This window comes from Streptomyces sp. NPDC056486 (assembly GCF_042795295.1).
Lineage (GTDB): Bacteria > Actinomycetota > Actinomycetes > Streptomycetales > Streptomycetaceae > Streptomyces.
The window spans coordinates 40,708-58,576 of sequence record NZ_JBHTSF010000029.1 but is presented as its reverse complement, the minus strand read 5'-3'; the positions used below and the strand labels follow the sequence as shown (position 1 = coordinate 58,576).

At 69.2% G+C, this 17,869-nt stretch carries 17 protein-coding genes; 7 read left to right on the top strand and 10 right to left on the bottom strand.

Annotated features, from left to right (window positions below):
• Positions 1 to 79: 79 nt before the first annotated feature.
• The 3 genes from ACFQ7F_RS14750 (at position 80) to ACFQ7F_RS14740 (ending at position 3,318) form a co-directional block, all read left to right on the top strand.
• Positions 80 to 1,390 carry a sensor histidine kinase gene (locus tag ACFQ7F_RS14750; RefSeq protein WP_383270389.1) on the top strand — a complete coding sequence of 437 codons (1,311 nt, stop codon included), beginning with the start codon at positions 80 to 82 and terminating at the stop codon, positions 1,388 to 1,390.
• Positions 1,387 to 2,085, top strand: a complete 699-nt coding sequence (locus tag ACFQ7F_RS14745) for a response regulator (RefSeq protein WP_383270352.1) — start codon at positions 1,387 to 1,389, stop codon at positions 2,083 to 2,085. Before ACFQ7F_RS14750 ends, ACFQ7F_RS14745 begins: the two co-directional genes overlap by 4 nt.
• 234 nt (positions 2,086 to 2,319) lie before the next feature.
• Complete coding sequence (locus ACFQ7F_RS14740; RefSeq protein ID WP_383270350.1) at positions 2,320 to 3,318, top strand: D-alanyl-D-alanine carboxypeptidase family protein; 999 nt, start codon at positions 2,320 to 2,322, stop codon at positions 3,316 to 3,318.
• Positions 3,319 to 3,420: 102 nt separating this feature from the next.
• On the opposite strand, the gene ACFQ7F_RS14735 is transcribed toward ACFQ7F_RS14740, so the two are convergent.
• The 6 genes from ACFQ7F_RS14735 to ACFQ7F_RS14710 form a co-directional block, all read right to left on the bottom strand.
• Complete coding sequence (locus ACFQ7F_RS14735) at positions 3,421 to 4,170, bottom strand: sulfite exporter TauE/SafE family protein (protein ID WP_383270348.1); 750 nt, start codon at positions 4,168 to 4,170, stop codon at positions 3,421 to 3,423.
• Positions 4,171 to 4,270: 100 nt separating this feature from the next.
• Positions 4,271 to 5,650 carry a rhodanese-like domain-containing protein gene (locus ACFQ7F_RS14730; protein WP_383270347.1) on the bottom strand — a complete coding sequence of 460 codons (1,380 nt, stop codon included), beginning with the start codon at positions 5,648 to 5,650 and terminating at the stop codon, positions 4,271 to 4,273.
• 40 nt (positions 5,651 to 5,690) lie between these two features.
• Complete coding sequence (locus tag ACFQ7F_RS14725; protein WP_383270345.1) at positions 5,691 to 6,128, bottom strand: rhodanese-like domain-containing protein; 438 nt, start codon at positions 6,126 to 6,128, stop codon at positions 5,691 to 5,693.
• 257 nt (positions 6,129 to 6,385) lie between these two features.
• Positions 6,386 to 6,847 (bottom strand): SRPBCC family protein, encoded by a 462-nt coding sequence (locus tag ACFQ7F_RS14720; protein WP_383270344.1) that lies wholly within the window; start codon positions 6,845 to 6,847, stop codon positions 6,386 to 6,388.
• A 79-nt stretch (positions 6,848 to 6,926) separates the two neighbouring features.
• A complete protein-coding gene (locus ACFQ7F_RS14715; protein ID WP_383270343.1) occupies positions 6,927 to 7,490 on the bottom strand; it encodes an EF-hand domain-containing protein in 564 nt (187 codons plus the stop codon).
• Positions 7,491 to 8,259: 769 nt separating this feature from the next.
• Positions 8,260 to 8,709 (bottom strand): carboxymuconolactone decarboxylase family protein, encoded by a 450-nt coding sequence (locus tag ACFQ7F_RS14710; protein WP_383270341.1) that lies wholly within the window; start codon positions 8,707 to 8,709, stop codon positions 8,260 to 8,262.
• Between the two features lie 94 nt (positions 8,710 to 8,803).
• On the opposite strand from ACFQ7F_RS14710, the gene ACFQ7F_RS14705 reads away from it, so the two are divergent.
• Positions 8,804 to 9,700 carry a sigma-70 family RNA polymerase sigma factor gene (locus ACFQ7F_RS14705; protein WP_383270340.1) on the top strand — a complete coding sequence of 299 codons (897 nt, stop codon included), beginning with the start codon at positions 8,804 to 8,806 and terminating at the stop codon, positions 9,698 to 9,700.
• 61 nt (positions 9,701 to 9,761) lie between these two features.
• Here ACFQ7F_RS14705 and ACFQ7F_RS14700 read toward each other — a convergent pair whose 3' ends face one another.
• Positions 9,762 to 10,595 (bottom strand): helix-turn-helix transcriptional regulator, encoded by an 834-nt coding sequence (locus tag ACFQ7F_RS14700; protein ID WP_383270339.1) that lies wholly within the window; start codon positions 10,593 to 10,595, stop codon positions 9,762 to 9,764.
• 134 nt (positions 10,596 to 10,729) lie between these two features.
• On the opposite strand from ACFQ7F_RS14700, the gene ACFQ7F_RS14695 reads away from it, so the two are divergent.
• Positions 10,730 to 11,794 carry an aldo/keto reductase gene (locus tag ACFQ7F_RS14695; RefSeq protein WP_383270337.1) on the top strand — a complete coding sequence of 355 codons (1,065 nt, stop codon included), beginning with the start codon at positions 10,730 to 10,732 and terminating at the stop codon, positions 11,792 to 11,794.
• A 16-nt stretch (positions 11,795 to 11,810) separates the two neighbouring features.
• On the opposite strand, the gene ACFQ7F_RS14690 is transcribed toward ACFQ7F_RS14695, so the two are convergent.
• The 3 genes from ACFQ7F_RS14690 to ACFQ7F_RS14680 form a co-directional block, all read right to left on the bottom strand.
• Positions 11,811 to 12,788, bottom strand: coding sequence for a 2-hydroxyacid dehydrogenase (locus ACFQ7F_RS14690; RefSeq protein ID WP_383270387.1), 978 nt, complete (start codon positions 12,786 to 12,788; stop codon positions 11,811 to 11,813).
• 16 nt (positions 12,789 to 12,804) lie between these two features.
• Positions 12,805 to 14,079 (bottom strand): glucarate dehydratase family protein, encoded by a 1,275-nt coding sequence (locus tag ACFQ7F_RS14685; protein ID WP_383270336.1) that lies wholly within the window; start codon positions 14,077 to 14,079, stop codon positions 12,805 to 12,807.
• A 70-nt stretch (positions 14,080 to 14,149) separates the two neighbouring features.
• Positions 14,150 to 15,124, bottom strand: coding sequence for a 2-hydroxyacid dehydrogenase (locus ACFQ7F_RS14680; RefSeq protein WP_383270334.1), 975 nt, complete (start codon positions 15,122 to 15,124; stop codon positions 14,150 to 14,152).
• 263 nt (positions 15,125 to 15,387) lie between these two features.
• Between ACFQ7F_RS14680 and ACFQ7F_RS14675 the strand changes: the two genes are divergently transcribed.
• Complete coding sequence (locus ACFQ7F_RS14675; protein WP_383270332.1) at positions 15,388 to 16,926, top strand: ABC transporter substrate-binding protein; 1,539 nt, start codon at positions 15,388 to 15,390, stop codon at positions 16,924 to 16,926.
• Between the two features lies 1 nt (position 16,927).
• On the top strand, positions 16,928 to 17,857 hold the full coding sequence (locus tag ACFQ7F_RS14670; RefSeq protein ID WP_383270330.1) for an ABC transporter permease: 930 nt from the start codon (positions 16,928 to 16,930) through the stop codon (positions 17,855 to 17,857).
• Positions 17,858 to 17,869 lie beyond the last annotated feature (12 nt).

Below are 17,869 nucleotides of genomic sequence, written 5' to 3'. Positions count from 1 at the left end.
GGGTGATGTATCCGGTGCGAGGGGAATGGCCATCACGGCTGACTCCGTGCGTTCGCGCGGCGGCGACAATGACCCGGTGATGAACGTACGCACGACGCTGGAGCGGTTACGGGAAGCCGTCCGGCAGACGGTCCGCGACGCCAGGCACCCGAGCGGGCCACCGCTGCGACTCGCCCGGCGCGCCTGGCAGTTCGACGTGCTGCTGGCACTGGGACTCGGGATCATCACCGTCTACTACGGCATCGACAACGCCGACAACGTGGTCGTGCGTGAGATCGCGCCCGGCGTCGAGTACGTCGTGCCGCGCCCTGCCGGGCCCGGCGGCATGGCCTTCATGGTGATCCTCGCGGCCGTCGCCTCCGGCGCCCTCGCGCTGCGCCGCCGCTACCCGCTCACCGTGCTGTGCCTCGTGACGGCCGCGACACTGGCGACACCGCAGAGCGTCCTGCGACTGACCTTCTACGCGTTCGTCATCGCCGTCTACAGCGCCGCCGTGTACAGCCCGTACCGGACGGCGACCCTGGCAGCGCTCCCGGTGTCGGTCCTCCTGGTCGGCACCTCGGGGAACTCGGTGACACCGATCGTCCCCAACGAGTACATCGCCCTGCTGATCCTGGTCCCGATGGCCGGAGCCGCCCTCGGGCTCCGCACCTGGAAACTCCGCACCGACGAAGGCCGGACCCGGCTCACCACCCTGGAACGCGAACAGGCCGAGGCGCTGCGCCGGGCCGTCGAGCACGAGCGCGCGAGGATCGCCCGCGAACTGCACGACGTCGTCACGCACAACGTCAGCGTGATGGTCATTCAGGCGGGCGCCGCCCGGAAGATCATGAAGACTTCTCCCGGGCAGGCCGGCGAGGCACTGCTGGCCGTGGAGGCCGGCGGCCGGGCCGCCATGACCGAACTGCGGCACGTCATGGGCCTGCTCACCATGGACGGCGAGGGTGAGCCGCCGGGCGGGGCCGAGGATCCGGGCGGCACAGCCGATGAGTTGGCCCCGCAGCCCGGCCTTGACCAGCTGGACAAGCTCGTCGGACGTGTACGGGACGCGGGCCTGCCGGTCGACCTGACCGTGACAGGACCACCCTGCGAGATCCCGCCCGGCATCGAGCTCGCCGTCTATCGCGTGGTCCAGGAAGCCCTGACCAACACCGTGAAGCACGCGTCCGGCGCCACCGCGTCCGTGACCCTCGAGCGCCGACCGGATCGGCTCCGGGTGGCGATCGCCGACACCGGTGGACGCCCGGGCGAGGGCGCGGTGACCGGGAACGGCCGGGGTCTCATCGGCCTGCGCGAGCGCCTCGCGGTCTACGACGGAACCCTGCACACAGGCCGGCGCCTGACCGGTGGTTACCGTGTGGAGGCCCTCATCCCCTTGGAGACACCGTGACCGAGCCGCTGCGTGTACTCCTCGCCGACGACCAGACCTTGGTCCGCACCGGATTCCGGTTGATCCTCGGTGCCGACGGCATCGATGTCGTCGCCGAGGCGACCAACGGAGCCGAAGCGGTCGAAGCCGCCCGCCGCACACGTCCCGATGTGGTCCTGATGGACATCCGGATGCCGGAGATGGACGGCCTGGAGGCCACCCGGCGCATCCTCACCGGCGCCCCCGGCGAACCCCGCGTCATCATCCTGACCACCTTCGACCTCGACCGGTACGTCTACGCGGCCCTGGCCGCCGGAGCCAGCGGCTTCCTTCTCAAGGACGTCACTCCCGAGCACCTGGCCTCGGCCGTCCGCACGGTCCGTACCGGCGACGCTCTCCTCGCGCCCGCCATCACCCGCCGTCTCGTCCAGCGGTTCGCCCAGTACGGCGGTGAGACCGCCGCCCTCCACCGCGACCTCGCCTCGCTCACCCCGCGCGAACTGGAAGTCTTCGGACTGCTCGCCCGAGGGCTGACCAACGCCGAATTGGCCGCCCGCCTCCACCTCGCCGAGACCACCGTCAAGACGCACGTCGCCCGCATCCTCGCCAAACTCGGACTCCGTGACCGTGTCCAGGCCGTCATCGTCGCCTACGAAACCGGGCTGATCAGCGCCGGCACACATGAGGCCGCCGGGCAGCCCACCGAGCTGATGTAGAGCGCCGACAGTACGACCAGATCGTGAAGGCGCAGGGGAGTCGGACGGGCACGGTCCGCAACTCACCCCATGGGATCTACCAGTTGTCTCCACGACATCTTCATGTTGGTGAGTCCTGTTACCCGGCTATGACAAAGCGATCTTGAATTGGCTGTCAAGACCTAAGTAGGTTCGATATGCACTGATCTTTTCGTTACAAGCCGGCGTCCCCGCGCCGGGAGAAAGGGATGCCTCATGGGTTCCCACGCCCGCCCCAACCGGATCCACCGGACGGGGGCCCGGATCGCGACGGTCGCACTGTTCGGTGCCGCCCTGCCGATCACCGCCGGCGGCCTCGCCCAGGCCGCCACCCCCACCACACACTCCGCCGAGGTGAACGACCAGCAGAGTGGCCAGGCCGCCGCTCCCGCCGGCCAGAGTCAGGGCGCGCCGGACACGAGAAGTGCGGACGTCCCCAACACCAAGGCTGACCACGCCTTCCTGCTCGACGCCCGCGACGGCAGTCAGGAGCGGGAGATGTGGGCCGGGGCCAAGGCCGACGAGAGCGTGTCGATGGCCAGCACCACCAAGATCATGACTGCTCTGGTCGTGCTCAAGCACCCGGAGTGGCTCGACCGGCAGATCACGGTGAAGCAGGAGTACCGGGACTACGTGACGGAGAACGGTTCCAGTACGGCCGACCTCCAGACCGGCGACAAGCTGACCGTAAGGCAGTTGCTGCACGCCATGCTGCTCCCCTCCGGGGCGGACGCGGCGATGGCCCTGGCTGACAACTACGGCGTCGGAGACACCGTGGACGCACGGATCGCCGACTTCGAGAACCAGATGAACACCGAAGCGCAGCAGCTGGGCCTGACCGGCACGCACTTCGACTCCTTCGACGGCATCTCACACGGCGACAACCGCAGCACCGCCCGCGATCTGGCCAAGCTCGGCCAGCGCGCGATGCTGCAGCCGGTGTTCGCCGACGTCGTGAAGAACAAGCAGTACAAGGCGGACGCTCCGGCAGCCAATGGCAAGACCCGGTACTACACCTGGGAGAACACCAACACTCTGCTGAGCACCTACGACGGCGCTCTGGGCATCAAGACCGGCAGCGGCACGGAGGCCGGCTACGCCGTCGTCTTCGCCGCCGAGCGGGACAACCGCACCCTGGTCGGCGCGATCCTCAAGACCGACAAGAGCCGCTTCGAGGACGCCGCCAAGATGCTCGACTGGGGCTTCGCCCACTGACCGGACGGTCCCCGGATATTCCGCGTACCGCACCGAAGGCCCCCGCCCGCCCCTGAACACGGGGCGAGCGGGGGCCTTCTGCAGGAGATGGTCGGCGGCGGATCAGAGGACGGCGTCGAGGAGCATGAACGCCGCCACGGCCAGCAGCACGGACGCGAAGGAGCGCTGCAGCAGGGGACCGGACATCTTGAGGGCCAGGCGTTTGCCGTCCCACGCGCCCAGGAGTGCGGCGGCGGTGAACGGGCCGATGACCGACCAGTCGAGACCCGCGGCGGTAGCCCCTCGGGTGGCCAGGGAAGCCAACGAGTTGGTCGAGATGACCAGCAGACTGGTACCGATCGCGGCCTGCATCTCGAACGCGAGGACGGTGACAAGGGCGGGGACCGCGAGGAAGCCTCCCCCTACTCCCAGCAGGCCGGTCAGTGCGCCCAGGCCGGCCCCGGTGCCCGCCGCCTTCGCCGGGCGCACCGCGCCGCTCCCCGCACCGGCTGCCAGTGCGGGACGCAGCATCCTGAGTGCGGCGAGACCGGCTATTGCGCCGAAAGCGATGGTGAGGACGGCCTGGGGCAGGTGGCCTGCGGCGGCTCCGGCGAGCGCCGCGGGCAGGAGGCCTGCGGCGGCGAACACGGCTCCGGCTTTCCACCGTACGTGTCCGGACCGGGCGTGGCCGTACAGGGCGGTCAGCGAGGTGGCGGTCACGATGATCAGGCTCGCGGTGGTGGCCGCCGCCGGGGTGAAGCCGAGCAGGTAGATCAGCGCGGGCACGGCGAGGACGCTGCCCCCGCCGCCGAGCGCACCGAGCGCCAAACCGACCACGGCCCCCGCGATCAAGGCCAGGATGAGGGTGCTCACGCTGCTCGGCCGCCCGGCCCGGGTACGCGTTCCATGCTCCAGCGGATGGCGGGCCACACGGCGGTTCCGTCGTCGGGGTGAGTACGGTCGACGCAGGACATCACGGGCTCTCGCGGGTGAGGTGGCTGAGGGGCAGACCCGCGTCGCGCGCCGCGTCGAAACCGTCGTCCACCGCGACGACCTGCCGTCCGCCGGCGTCCAGGAGGGAGGCGGCGATCGCGGCGCGCATCCCTCCGGCGCAGTGGACCCACACCGTGCCGTCCGGTATCTCGTCGATCCGCAGGCGCAGTTCGTGGACCGGGATGTGCACCGAGCCCGTGATGTGCCCGGCGGCGCGTTCGGAATCGCGGCGTACGTCGAGCACCACTACCGCTCCGCCGCGCCCGTGGGTCTCGGCGAGGTCGGCGAAGGTGGCGCGCGGGAACGACGCGGGCCGTTCCCCCTCGCGGAGCCAGCTCGCCGGGCCACCGGTGGCAGCGGCGGCCGGGCGGTCGATGCCCACACGGACCAGTTCGCGCTGCGCGTCGGCGACCTGTCCGGCCGTCTCGGCCAGCAGGGTGACGGGCTTGCCCCAGGGGATCAGCCAGGCGAGATACGTGGCGAGCTTGCCCTCACCCTCGAAGTTGAACGACCCGGCCACATGTCCCTCGGCGAAGGCGACGCGGTTACGGAGGTCCACCACCCACTCACCGGCGGCCAGCCGCTCGGCGATCTGTCCGGCGTCGGCGGGCGCGGGCGGGGTGAGGTCGACAGGGGCGGGTCCCGCTGCGTTGATCGGGCCCATGTGCGTGTAGTACGCGGGCACTTCCTCCAGGCCCGCCAGCGTCCGGGCGACGAAGGTGTCCACATCGAGGGTGAGCGCGTCGTTGGCCCTGCGCTCCTCGCCGATCGTGCTCGCGTCCCCCTCGGCCTGGGATGAGGAGCAGAAACTGCCGAACCCGTGGGTGGGGAGCACCGGCACCGCGTCGTCGAGCTCGTCGGCGAGCCGGTGCGCGGATGCGTGCTGGGCCCGGGCCAGTTGCTCGGTCAGCCGCGGCTCCACGAGGTCCGGACGCCCCACCGTGCCGATCAGCAGGGAGCCACCGGTGAACGCCGCCACACCGCGGCCGTCCTCCTCCATGACGTAGGAGGTGTGGTGGGGCGTGTGACCGGGGGTGGAGATGGCACGCAGTACAAGGCCCTCGTCCACCACGACCGTGTCACCGTCGGCGACCGGGGTATGGGCGAAGGACACCTGAGCCCCCGACGGCACCAGGTAGACGGCGCCGGTGACGCGAGCCAGCTCCAGGCCCCCGGTGACGTAGTCGTTGTGCACGTGGGTCTCCGCCACATACGCGATGCGCACACCGCGCCTCGTGGCGGCGGCGATCACCTGGTCGATGTCGCGCGGCGGGTCGACGACGACCGCGGCACGTGTGCCGCCGGACAGATAACTGCGGTTTCCCAGGCCCTCGAACACCAGGGTGTCGACGAAGAACATGGCTTTGATTCCCTTCAGGAGAAAGTGGTCGATCGCCCGACTACGCGCCCGTGGGACCGGCGACGACCGGCAGCCCGGCCGCTTCCCAGGCTTCGAGCCCGCCGGTGACGTTGAAGACCGCGGAACGGCCGGCGCTCACCGCCCGCGCAGCGGCTTGCGTGCTGCGCCGACCGGTACGGCAGATGAACGCAAGCGGTCCGTCGGGCAGTCCGGAGAGGGAGGCCGGCACCGTGTCGAGCGCGGCATGTACGGCGCCCGCGGGACGGACGGACGCCCACTCGTCGTCCTGCCGGACATCGACCAGCGTGAGTTCGCCGTCGGTCAGACGGCGCCGCGCCTGTGTCGGCGACAGTTCGGCGACCTCTTGGGCGTGGTCGCCACCCTGCCCGCGGCCCGCCCCCTGCCACATCCCCATGTACGTGCCGTCGTTGTCCTCGTCGATCTCGATCGGGATGATCACGACATAGTGGCTTTCCATCAGAGCTCTCCCCGCAAGGCGGTCGCGTCGCTGCACAGGGTCAGCGCTCCGAAGGGCGCTCAGCTCCTGTCGAGGGCGGGTATCCGGTGCAGCCGGTACGTACACTGTGTGCGAAGTTCACCAGGGCGGCAAAGGTACTTGCTGATACTGCAAACAAGTGTGGCCCGCACGCTGCGTGAACGTGCAGGCCACCTGGTCGAGATACCCGCTCTGGCGCGCGATCTGGCCCAGCTGCGAGAAAAGAGCCGCGGATACGGCTATTCCACGTTCCGCGCCAGAATTCCGAGGGTCGCGCGCAGACCTGCCTCAGGAATGACCGGGAAGATACCCGCGTCCCGGTACCGTTCCTCGATCTCGCTCCAGTCGTAGTACGAGGTGGCCAGGGTGCCGTCCCCTTCGGCCTTGAGCCGGTAACCGTAGAGATGCCGGATGGGAGGCTGCACTTGCCCAGAGATGGTCCATTCGATCAGGGCGTCCTGCTCGAATTTCGTGATGATCACGGTGACGTCGTACTTGCCCATCGGGTAGTCGTTCAGCGCCTCACGGTCCATATGGACGACGAATTCATCACCGGCCCCGCGCGCGGGTTCTCCCTCGGCGGACTGCAGCATTCCTGAACTGTCGATCGCCACGTGTCCGGCGGGGTCGCACAACAACGCGAAGATCTTCTCCGGGGACGCCGCAATCTGACGCTGCACTTCGAATCGCTCTGTTGTCATAGAGGCCACCCTGCCTGACAGGCCACTTCGTGAACCCGGCCGGGGCCTGTCAGTCGCCGTCGAGCCGCTGGAAGATCAGTCAGACGGTCACCGGCGGCGGGCCGAAGAGCCAGTTGCCCGGGGCCTGGGGCTCGCTGCTGGTGAAGTACTCCACCACGGCCTGCTTGAGTTCGGACTTGGAGATCACACCGTTGCCGTTCCGGTCGATCCGCTTGAAGCTTTCGGCGACGTCGTCGCGCGCCAGGCTCGGCGACTGCCCCAGCACGAACGCCCGGTACGCGTCCGGGGTGATCTCCCCTTTGCCGTCGACGTCCGCGACGTCCATGACCGAGTCCAAGATCCTGTCGCAGACCTGGTCCGTAAGCGCCGCGTCACCGAAGAGGTCCCGCACCGAACCGACGTAAACGGACCGGGTGAGCTTGCCCTCGCTGTCCGCGTTCTGCTGGTGTGCCTGCTGCCAGGCACGGCGGTAGGCGTCCACCAGTGCTTCTTCCTGGGGTGACTGGGGCGCGTGGTTCAGCTCCTTCGCCGCGCGCCGTCCCATGAGGACGTGGTCGGCCTCGGTGAGGACGCCGTCGCCGTCGGTGTCGAGGAGGTCAAAAGCGTGTCCCATCTTCGCCGTCAAGAAATCCTGGGCAACCATGTCTGGTGGTCCTTTCGTCGGGCACCCCGGACACCTCTACTGTCCGGAGCGGGTCGCGTCATGGTGAACGCAACCTCGCCCGTCGGCATGCAGCGGACGCACCCCTGTCGTGGCCCTCAGCAGACTGCGGCACCGGGTGCGACCAGCGGCGATCAGATTGCTGAGGCCCGTTCCCACCCGGCCTGCGGAGAAAGAAATGGGACCAGAAGAGTGATGAGCCCACGGCCTGCTTCACGAGTGCGGCGATGCGCTGCTCCACCTCCGTCGTCACCTTGGTGAGGACGAACCCGGCTGCCCACATCGTGCCCTCGTCCAACTCCGCGTCACCACGAAGGGCTTGGAGGCGTGGGAGCGGGCCGCGCACGAGATCCGGCTCGCCGCCAAGCGGTACGGGGCCGACTGAGCAGCGGGCGTCAGCTTCGCAACGCCGACGCTCCGCTAACGGGCGAATAGGGCCATGTCTCGGTCATAGGCAGATGTACCGGCCTTTCTGGTAATTGACGTTCAGCTCTGGAGTGACATGCGTACCCGTAATCTCCCCTCGCCCTGAGTCCCGCGACCTCGGCGACCGTCACGACGTGCTCCGGCTTGCCCGCGAGATCGATGAGCTCGGGCAGCACGCCGCTGCCTGCGTGCCACGGCGAGTTGGACGGCGGCGGGCAGCTCGGCATCAGGCCCTCGCGCTTCTTGATTCGCTCCGGTATCGACTCTGGGCAGCGCGCTTGCTGCGGTTCGTCCGACCTTTCCACGCTGTCTGCCGTGGCGTCGCTCACCAGGTCTTGCCGGCCTGCTCCCGTACCGTGCGGTTGATCCGGTTGAAGAAGTTGGTCAGCGCGATCTCCAGGGTGAGCGCGCCCAGTTGCTCCTCGCTGAAGTGGTCGGCGGCGGCGTCCCAGATCTCGTCGGTCACGCCCGGTGCGTTGTCCTGGAGCCGGGTGGCGGCCTCGGTCAGGGCGAGAGCCGCCCGTTCCGCATCGGTGTAGAAGGGCGTCTCGCGCCAAGCGACCACGTTGTGCAGCCGCTCGTCGGTCTCACCGGCCTTCTTCGCCGACTCGACCGAGGCGAAGATGCAGGGGCTGCAGCCGTTGATCTGGCTGGTACGCAGATGCACGAGCGACAGCAGGTGACTGTCGACGCCTCCGGAGTGAACCGCCTTGTAGAGGTGCTGGATCGCCGTGATCACGTCGGGGTTCGGCGGGCTTGTCAAGCGTGCTTCCATCGGTGTTGCTCCTTCAGCGGTGGTCCATCGGTTACCTGCGCCCTTTCGGGCCCGTCATCACCCATGACGGAGCAGCGCCGAGGAAGGTAACGACATGTCCGACACCAGCCCGACCGACCCGACCGACCCGACGGACCCGATGGCCGAGGCGTTCGCGGCCCAGCGCGACCGGCTGCGTTCGGTCGCCCACCGCATGCTCGGATCACACGCCGATGCCGAGGACGTGGTCCAGGAGGCCTGGCTGCGCCTCTCCGGCCAGGATGCGGCGACCATCCACAACCTCGCAGGCTGGCTGACCACGGTGGTCGGCCGGATCAGTCTCGATGTCCTGCGATCACGCAAGGCCCGCCCCGAGGCGTCCTACGACGACGGCCTGTCCGAGTTCGTGGTGACGCTCGACGACGGTCCCGCTCCCGAGGACGACGCGGTGCTCGCCGATTCGGTCGGGGTCGCGCTGCTCGTCGTTCTGGATTCGCTCGGGCCGAGCGAGCGGCTTGCGTTCGTGCTGCACGACCTGTTCGCGGTGCCGTTCGACGAGATCGGCCAGATCCTCGGCAAGTCAACCGCCGCCGCCAAGATGCTCGCCAGTCGCGCCCGCAGGAAGGTGCAGGCGGTCGAGCGGCCGACCGGCGCCGGACGGGAGCAGCGAGAGGTGGTCCAGGCATTCCTGGCGGCGGCTCGCGGCGGCGACTTCGAGGGGTTGCTGCGGGTACTCGACCCCGAGGTGAAGCTGACCGTCGACACCCCGTCGGGCAAGGTCGTCACCCTCGGCGCCACCAAGATCGCAGCCGGCGCGCAACTGTCCGCCCAGGCAGCCACGCAGGGGCGTGCGGTGCTCGTCAACGGCCTTCCGGGGGTCGTTTCCTGGCGCGAGGACGGCACCCCGCTCTCGGTCCTCGCGTTCACCGTCGTCGACGCCCTGATCACCGGCATCACCGTCGTGATCGACCCGGCCAAGCTCGCGCTGATGGACCTGCCGGATCCGGCGTGAGCCCTTGCCGGGCAGGTGGGGAAGGTTGGGTCCGCTCAGTGCACGAATGCACGGTTCGACATCACCGTGCGCACAAGCGGTCCAACGCCGACTGGCTCTCATCGTCCGCGGCGCGGTAGACCACCAACCGCTGGTCCGGATCTTGAAGCGGCATGAGCACTTCGAAATGCAAGGCGATCAGACCGACGTCAGGGTGCCGCATCGCCTTGCTCCCGCGGCCGTTGACCGTGATGTCCCGCTCGGCCCACAATCGCGCGAATTCCTCGTCACGGGCGATGAATTCGGCGATGAGGTCGGTCAGCGCCCGATCGTCCGGATGCGCGGCCCATGCGACGCGCAGGTGGGCGATCCCCTCCCGTACGACGCGGTCGCGGTCGACGTAGAGCTCGCGTATCTCCGGATGCAACAGGCAGAGCCACATCGCATTGCGCTGCGGGGGCGGCAGGGTGTCGAAATCCAGTAGCAGTCTCGCCATTTCGCTGTTCCAGGCCAGGATGTCGTAGCGGTGATTCATCAGCATGGCCGGCAGTGGCGAGAGGTCGGCCACAAGGCGGGCCAGCGGCGGCGTCGCGGTGGTGGCGGGTGCGTCGGCGCTGCGGGGGCGCTGCTGGGCCAGGTTGAAGAGGTAGGCGCGTTCGTCGGGGGCCAGGCGCAGCGCCCGGGCAAGCGCCTCCACCACATCCGCCGAGGGCCGCAGCCCGCGGGCCTGTTCAAGACGTACGACGTAGTCGGTGCTGACCCCGGCAAGGTCGGCGACCTCTTCGCGGCGCAGTCCCGGGGTCCGCCGGGCCTGCCGACGCGACGGCAGGCCGAAATCGTGCGGGTCCAGGCGTTCGCGCCGGGTCCGCAGGAACGCGGCCAACTCCTGTGTCGTGTCCACGGTGCGGGTCGTCATGCTCGATCCAACAGCCAGGGTAGGACCGGTGTTCCCAGGAACTTCTCTCCCTTAACCCCGGCGTGCGGCAGTCACATGCTTGTTCTCGACAGCGATCACCAGCGCAACAAGCGCAACAAGCACAGGAGGACACGATGGCGCTCACTCTCGACACCTACCGGCTCCTAGGCCGCTCCGGGCTGCGGGTCTCACCGCTGGCCCTGGGTGCGGCGACCTTCGGCACCGAATGGGGCTGGGGCGCCGAGCAGGACGAGGCGCGCAAGCTGTTCGACCTCTACGTCGAGCGCGGCGGCAACTTCATCGACACCGCCAGTACGTACACCAACGGCAGCTCCGAGCGCCTCCTTGGCGAGTTCACCCGCGACAACCGCGAAAGCCTGGTCCTTGCGACGAAATACACGACGCTGCGTCGCCCCGGGGATCCGAATTCCGGGGGCCCGCACCGCAAGAGCCTGTTCGCGTCGGTGGAAGCAAGTCTGCGACAGCTGAATACGGACTACATCGATCTGCTCTACCTGCACCTGTGGGATTTCACGACGCCGGTCGAGGAGATCCTGCGCGGCATGGACGATCTGGTCCGGCAGGGCAAGGTCTTGTACGTGGCGATCTCCAACGCCCCGGCCTGGCAGGTGTCGCGCATGCAGGCGATCGCCGACCTGCGGGGCTGGTCGCCGCTGGTCGCGCTGCAGATCGAGTACAACCTGATCGAGCGCACCGGGGAACGTGACCTGATCCCCATGGCACGCGAGATGGGATTGGGGGTGATCCCGTGGTCGCCGCTGGCCGGTGGCGTGCTCACCGGCAAGTACAGCCGCGACGAACTGACGGCGAAGAACGCCGTGTCGGACGACGGCACCCGCAAGAGCCTCACCATCGCGAACGGCGCACTCACCGAACGCAACCTCGCCATCGTGGACGTCGTGAAGGAGGTCGCCACGGAGCTGGGACGCACACCTGCCCAGGTCGGGCTTGCCTGGACCCTGCAGAACCCGGGCGTGACCGCACCGATCATCGGCGCCCGGACTCCCGCGCAACTGGAGGACAACCTGGGCGCCCTCGAGGTCGACTTCACCGCCTCCCAACTGGCCCGCCTCGACGAGGCGAGCACGATCGGACTCGGCTTCCCGCACGACATACTCGCGCGCGACTCGACCCGTGCACTGACCCGCGGGGACATGACGGTCGAGGCCCGCCGCTGATAGGGGCAGAAGAGGATCAGGCCGCTTCGGCGGCGCCGGCGCGCACCACGTTGGCCAGTGGGCGGCCCTGCGCCAGGCGGTTGATGTTCTCGGCGATCTCCGCCGCGCGGGCGGCGAAGGTGTCGGTGGTGTGCCCCGAGTGATGCGGCGTCATCAGCACGTTGGGCAGACGGTGGAACGGGAACCTGCTCGGTGCCTGCGGCGGGCCGGACCACCACACGTCAAGGGCGGCGCCCCTGATGACGCCGGAGCTGAGTGCCTCGTACAGGGCTTCCTCCTGTACGACGGGTCCGCGGGCCACGTTGACCAGGAGGGCCCCCTTTCCCATGGCGGCCAGTTCGGCGGGGCCGATCAGGCCGTGGGTGGCGGGGCCCAGGGGGACCGTGACCACCACGATGTCGGACTCGGAAAGGAGGTCGGGCAGCCGGTCGTTGCCGCCGATCCAGTCGGCCCGCAGATCGTCGGGGACCGGTGCGGAGGGGTCGCGCCGCACGGCACGTACCCGTAGTCCGACCGCCTGGCACAGTCGGGCGACCTCGGTGCCGGTCTCACCGAACCCGATGATCCCCACCCGGCGGCCCCGCAGCGTCGTCCCGAACGGCAGCTCCGCGTCGACGGCCACGTTGCGCCATTGCCCCGAGCGCAGCGCGCGGTCGGCGCCCAGGACGTCGCGGGACAGCATCATGACGGACATGAGCACGTGCTCGGCGATGGAGCGGCCATGGTGGTGGGTGGTGGTGACCGTCACTCCCGGGCCGAGCGCGTCCAGCGGGATGCCGTCGTAACCGGCGCCGACCACGTGGACGAGCCTGAGCCGTTCGGCGCGCCGGGCGTCCTCGGCGCTCAGCCGTGAGCCGACGTAGACCTCGACGTCGGGGATGCGCCCGGAGATGCGCGTGGCGGTCCAGTCGCAGGAGTCGAGCCAGGTGTGCCGGCCTTCGGTGCCTGCCTTGAGCGGTTCGTGGAACCGGCTCAGGATGCGGTGGTTGAGCATGATGTGCACGGGCGGGTCACCACCGGGGGGTCCTGGTCTCGAACGAGGGGTCGAAGCGGCGCATGTATCCGGTGTCGTCGCGGTCGCGCAGTCCGCAGTCGAGGTACTGCTTGTGGAGCCGGGCGAGCGCGTCCCGGTCCAGTTCCACACCCAGACCGGGAGCCGTCGGTACGGTGACGCGGCCCTCGCTGAACCGCAGTACCCCCGTGTCGACCACGTCCTCGTCCGGTCGCTTCCACGGCCAGTGCGTGTCACAGGCGTAGGTGAGGCGGGGAGTGGCCGCCGCGAGGTGGGTCATCGCCGCCAGGCTGATGCCCAGATGCGAGTTGGAGTGCATCGACATACCGAGGCCGAACGTGTCGCAGATCGCGGAGAGTTGGACGCCGCGCCGAAGGCCGCCCCAGAAGTGGTGGTCGGACAGGACGATGCCCACGGCCTTCTCGGCCACGGCCGGGGCGAGGTCGTCGAAGGAGACGACGCACATGTTCGTGGCCAGCGGCGTCGGTGTCCGCGCGGCCACGGACGCCATGCCGTCGATGCCCTCGGTCGGGTCCTCCAGATACTGCAGGACGCCCTCCAGCTCCCGGGCCACGTGCAGGGAAGTCTCGGTGCTCCAGGCGGCGTTGGGGTCAAGGCGCAGGGGGAGGTCGGGGAAGGCCTTGTGCAGGGCCCTGACGGCCGCGATCTCCTCGTCCGGCGGGAAGACCCCGCCCTTGAGCTTGATGGAGGAGAAGCCGTATGTGTCGATCATGCGTCTGGCCTGGTCGACCAGGCCGTCCGGGTCGAGGGCGGCGCCCCAGTCGTCGTCCTCCTGGCCGGGGTGTCCGGCCCACTTGTAGAACAGGTAGGCGCTGTAGGGGACCGAGGGGCGGACGGCCCCGCCGAGCAGGTCGCTGACCGGCCTGTCGAGCAGCTTGCCCTGGACGTCCAGACACGCGACGTCGAACGGCGACATGACCCGGTCCACGGCGCTGCTGCCGGTCACCATGCCGGACATGCCGTCGCCGCCCGAGGTGTCCTCGCCGAGGGCGCGTGTGGTGCGGACTGTCAGGTCGTTGAGGCTCCACACGTCCAGGCCGGTCAGTTCACCGGCGGCACGGCGCAGCCGCTCCAGGTGGACCGAGCCGCCGTACGTCTCGCCGACGCCGGTGACACCGCTCTCCGTGGTGATCTCCACGATCGTGCGCAGCGCGTAGGGCTCGTGCACCCCGACCGTGTTGAGCAGCGGATAGTCCCGGAAGGCCACGGGAGTCACGGTGACGTCGGCGATACGTGCGGCGTTCCCTGCCATGGAGCCAGCCTCATATGTAGTAGGCGTTCTCATTTGTAGACAGCGGTGTGTGGCGCTGTCAATGGCAGGACTACGGCACGGGGGTGAGCAGGGTGCCCTCCGTCATGAACCTCTGAAGGTTGTCCAGGACCAGATCGCCCATCGCCCGGCGCGTCTCGTGCGTGGCGCTCGCGATGTGGGGGAGCAGCACCACCCGGTCCGAATCCCTCAGCTCCCGCGGCACGTTCGGTTCGTCGGCGAAGACGTCGAGCGCCGCACCGGCGATGCGTTCCTCCTGCACCGCGGCGACCAGGGCCGGCTCGTCGACGACGCTGCCGCGTGCGACGTTGACCAGGTAGCCCTGCGGGCCCAGCGCCTCAAGCACCTCCGCCGAGACCAGGCCCCGGGTGGCCGCGCCGCCCGCGACCGTGACGACGAGCGCGTCGCACTCGGCGGCGAGTTCCCGTGCGGTGGGCAGATGGCGGTAGGGGACATCGGCGACCGGGACGCGCGAGCAGTACGCGATGTTCGCACCGAAGCCCTCGAAGCGTCGCGCGACGGCCCGGCCGATACGGCCGAGGCCGAGGATGCCGATCCGCTTGCCGCTCACTCGGGAAGCCAGCGGGAAGGGCGCGGAGCCCCACCTCCCACCGCGTACGTACCTGTCACCGGCCGACAGGCCGCGCATGACGTCGATCAGGGCGCCGACGGCGAGGTCGGCCACGCAGTCGGTGAGCACGTCAGGGGTGTTGCTGACGTCGACGCCCCGCGCCCGGGCGTGCGCCACGTCGGTGGTCTCGTAGCCGACGCCGAAGTGGATGATCGCCCCCAGCCGCGGCAGCGCGTCCATCAGGGAATTGCCGACGCCGTACCGCGCGCTGGTCACCGCGGCCACCACGTCGTCGGCGTACTCGCGCAAGTCGGTGTCGGGATCGGGCAGTTCGTGCAGGCGCACGGTGCGGTAGCGCTCGGCCAGTGCCTTCTCCAGGTCGGGGAGCAGCGGAGAGACCTGGAGCACGGTGCCGGGACCGGTCGGGGTGCCGGGGGCGGCAGTGGAGTTGGGCATGGTGGTACTCCCGTCGTCGAGGGGGCCGTGACGGCGTGCGGTGCGCCGCGGACACGAGATCCGACCCTCCGCACGCCTTGACGCTGCTCCGGCGTCGGCTTAGCTTCAGCGTTCACGGATGCGGACTGGGTACGCAAGTGTAAACAGCATCAGGAGGTTGGCCCGCACTCGGATCGCCACACGACAGCACTCCCCCCGGAGATACGCCGACGATGAAGTCTTCCGTTTCTTCCCACCCGCCCGGACGAAGGCGGCCCCGCACGATGAGCGCGCTGCTCCTGTCGGGCACGCTGCTCGTGTCCAGCGGCTGTGCCGTGGCCAACAGTGCGGGCGGTGACGCGGGCCGCGCCGACGGCCGCACCCTGCGGGTGGTGCTCACCCAGGAACCGCCGACGCTGGAACCCTGCGAAGCCTCACTGACCGGTACGGGCGTCGTCGTCCGGTCCAACATCACCGAACCCCTCGTCGAGCGCGATCCCGTCTCCGGCGACCTGGACCCGCTGCTCGCGACCGGCTGGAAGCAGACCACGCCCCGCACCTGGACCTTCGACACACGCAGCGGGGTGACCTTCCAGAACGGCCAGCCGTTCACCGCCGAGGACGCCGCCTTCTCCATCGAACGGGCCGTCAACTCCGACCTCGCCTGCAACGTGGAGGGCTACGTCTTCGGCAACGACGACCTCAAGGTGAAGACGTCAGGGGAGAACAGCCTGACCGTCACCACCGCCGAGCCCGACCCCATCCTTCCGCTCCGCCTGAGCTTCGTGGAGATCGTGCCGCGTACGACCGACACCAAGTCCAAGGTGCGCATACCGATCGGCACAGGACCGTACGCCGTGCGTGACTGGCAGCCCGGAGCCGCGATCTCCCTCAGCCGCTACGACGACTACTGGGGCAAGGCTCCCGACTTCCCCCGGGCCCGCTACGTCTGGCGCAGCGACGCCAGTGTCCGGGCCGCCATGATCGACAAGGGTGAGGCGGAGATCGCCGTGGCACTCGATCCGACGGAGGCGGAGAAGGACACGACCGTCGCCTATCCCAACAACGAGACGACCGCGCTACGACTCGACGGCCGCGAGGCGCCGCTCGACGACCTGCGGGTGCGCCGGGCGATCGACATGGCAGTGGACCGCGAGGGCATCATCGACGCCCTGCTCGGCGGACTCGCCGAACCGGCTGCCCAGTTGGTGCCACCCGGAGTGGTGGGACACAACGACAAGATCAAACCGACCCGGCAGGACGTGGCCGGGGCCCAGGCGCTGGTCAAGGAGGCGAAGGCCGACGGCGTACCCACCGGCCGGACGATCACCCTGGTCGCCCGCAACGGCATGTTCTCCGGAGTGTCGGAGACCGCGGAGGCACTCCAGTACCAGATGGAGCGGATCGGTCTTGACGTGAAGGTCCGGATGGCCGACACCGCCACCCATCTCCAGTACCAACTGAGGCCGTTGCCCAAGAACGTCGGACCCGTCGCCCTGCTCATGATGCACGGCAACCAGGCCGGTGACACGGCCTTCACCACCAGTCAGTACCTGCTGAGCGACGGGCCGCAGTCCACCTTCGGCAGCAAGGACCTCGACAAGCTCGTCACCGACGCGGGCGCGCTGTCCGGCGAGAGGCGCCAGAAGGCCTTCGCCGACCTGCTCGTCCGCCAGAACAGATCCGTCGCGCAGTACGCCCATATCGCCCACATGAACGGACTCCTCGGCCTCTCACGGTCGATCCGGTACAAGCCGAACTCCGCCACCGGCGACGAACTCCGGCTCGCCGAGGTCGGCCAGGCAAAGGCGGCGAGGCGCTGACATGTTCCCCTTCCTGCGCAAACGCATGGTCTCCAGCGCCATCCCCCTGGTGTTCGTGGTGCTCGGCGTGTTCTTCCTGGCCCGGATGACCGGCAACCCGGTCGACCTCTATCTCCCTCTGAGCGCCACCCCCGAGCAGCGCGCGGAGTTCTCCGCCGCCCAGGGCTTCGACCTGTCGATCCCGGCCCAGCTGTGGAACTACCTCGTCGACGCCGTGCACCTGGACTTCGGCACCTCGCTGCGGACCGGGGAGTCGGCGGGCGGAATGGTGCTCGACGCCTTCCCCGTCACCCTGCAACTCGCCGGCGTGACCATGCTGCTCGCCATCACCGGAGCGATCCTTGTCGGCAGCCTGGCCGCCTACCGCCCCAACTCCCTGGTCGACCGGATCGCCAGCCTGCTGTCGATGACGGCCGCCAGCATCCCCGACTTCTGGTTCGCCATCATGGGCGTACTGGTCTTCGGCGTGAGCCTCGGACTCCTGCCGACCTCCGGCACGCTGGGCGGACCCGAGATCTGGGTGCTGCCCATCGCCACCCTGCTGATCCGCCCGTTCGGGGTCCTTGTCCAGGTGGTGCGGGGCAGCATGGTCGCCGCGCTGTCCGCGCCCTACGTCAAGATCGCCCGGAGCAAGGGCGCCGCGCCCCGGCGAGTGATCTTCGGGCACGCCCTGCGCAACGCGGTGACACCCGTCCTGACCGTGGCGGGCGATCTGACGGTGGGCCTCGTCAACGGCGCGGTGATCGTCGAGACGATCTTCGGCTGGCCCGGCATCGGCAAACTCATGATCGACTCCATCCTCCAGCGCGACTTCGCGGTACTGCAGGCGGCGGTGCTCCTGACCGCGGTGACGATCTTCGCGCTCAACATCCTCGTCGACGTCTGTCACGCGCTGACCGACCCCCGCGTGCGTCAGGCGGTACCGGCGTGAGCGAAGGAAGCA

Bases quoted from the DNA above. Each gene is read 5' to 3' on its own strand.
- ACFQ7F_RS14750 (WP_383270389.1), top strand. From the start codon at position 80: ATGAACGTACGCACGACGCTGGAGCGGTTACGGGAAGCCGTCCGGCAG.
- ACFQ7F_RS14740 (WP_383270350.1), top strand. From the start codon at position 2,320: ATGGGTTCCCACGCCCGCCCCAACCGGATCCACCGGACGGGGGCCCGG.
- ACFQ7F_RS14730 (WP_383270347.1), bottom strand. From the start codon at position 5,650: ATGTTCTTCGTCGACACCCTGGTGTTCGAGGGCCTGGGAAACCGCAGT.
- ACFQ7F_RS14725 (WP_383270345.1), bottom strand. From the start codon at position 6,128: ATGGAAAGCCACTATGTCGTGATCATCCCGATCGAGATCGACGAGGAC.
- ACFQ7F_RS14720 (WP_383270344.1), bottom strand. From the start codon at position 6,847: ATGACAACAGAGCGATTCGAAGTGCAGCGTCAGATTGCGGCGTCCCCG.
- ACFQ7F_RS14715 (WP_383270343.1), bottom strand. From the start codon at position 7,490: ATGGTTGCCCAGGATTTCTTGACGGCGAAGATGGGACACGCTTTTGAC.
- ACFQ7F_RS14710 (WP_383270341.1), bottom strand. From the start codon at position 8,709: ATGGAAGCACGCTTGACAAGCCCGCCGAACCCCGACGTGATCACGGCG.
- ACFQ7F_RS14705 (WP_383270340.1), top strand. From the start codon at position 8,804: ATGTCCGACACCAGCCCGACCGACCCGACCGACCCGACGGACCCGATG.
- ACFQ7F_RS14700 (WP_383270339.1), bottom strand. From the start codon at position 10,595: ATGACGACCCGCACCGTGGACACGACACAGGAGTTGGCCGCGTTCCTG.
- ACFQ7F_RS14695 (WP_383270337.1), top strand. From the start codon at position 10,730: ATGGCGCTCACTCTCGACACCTACCGGCTCCTAGGCCGCTCCGGGCTG.
- ACFQ7F_RS14690 (WP_383270387.1), bottom strand. From the start codon at position 12,788: ATGCTCAACCACCGCATCCTGAGCCGGTTCCACGAACCGCTCAAGGCA.
- ACFQ7F_RS14685 (WP_383270336.1), bottom strand. From the start codon at position 14,079: ATGGCAGGGAACGCCGCACGTATCGCCGACGTCACCGTGACTCCCGTG.
- ACFQ7F_RS14680 (WP_383270334.1), bottom strand. From the start codon at position 15,124: ATGCCCAACTCCACTGCCGCCCCCGGCACCCCGACCGGTCCCGGCACC.
- ACFQ7F_RS14675 (WP_383270332.1), top strand. From the start codon at position 15,388: ATGAGCGCGCTGCTCCTGTCGGGCACGCTGCTCGTGTCCAGCGGCTGT.
- ACFQ7F_RS14670 (WP_383270330.1), top strand. From the start codon at position 16,928: ATGTTCCCCTTCCTGCGCAAACGCATGGTCTCCAGCGCCATCCCCCTG.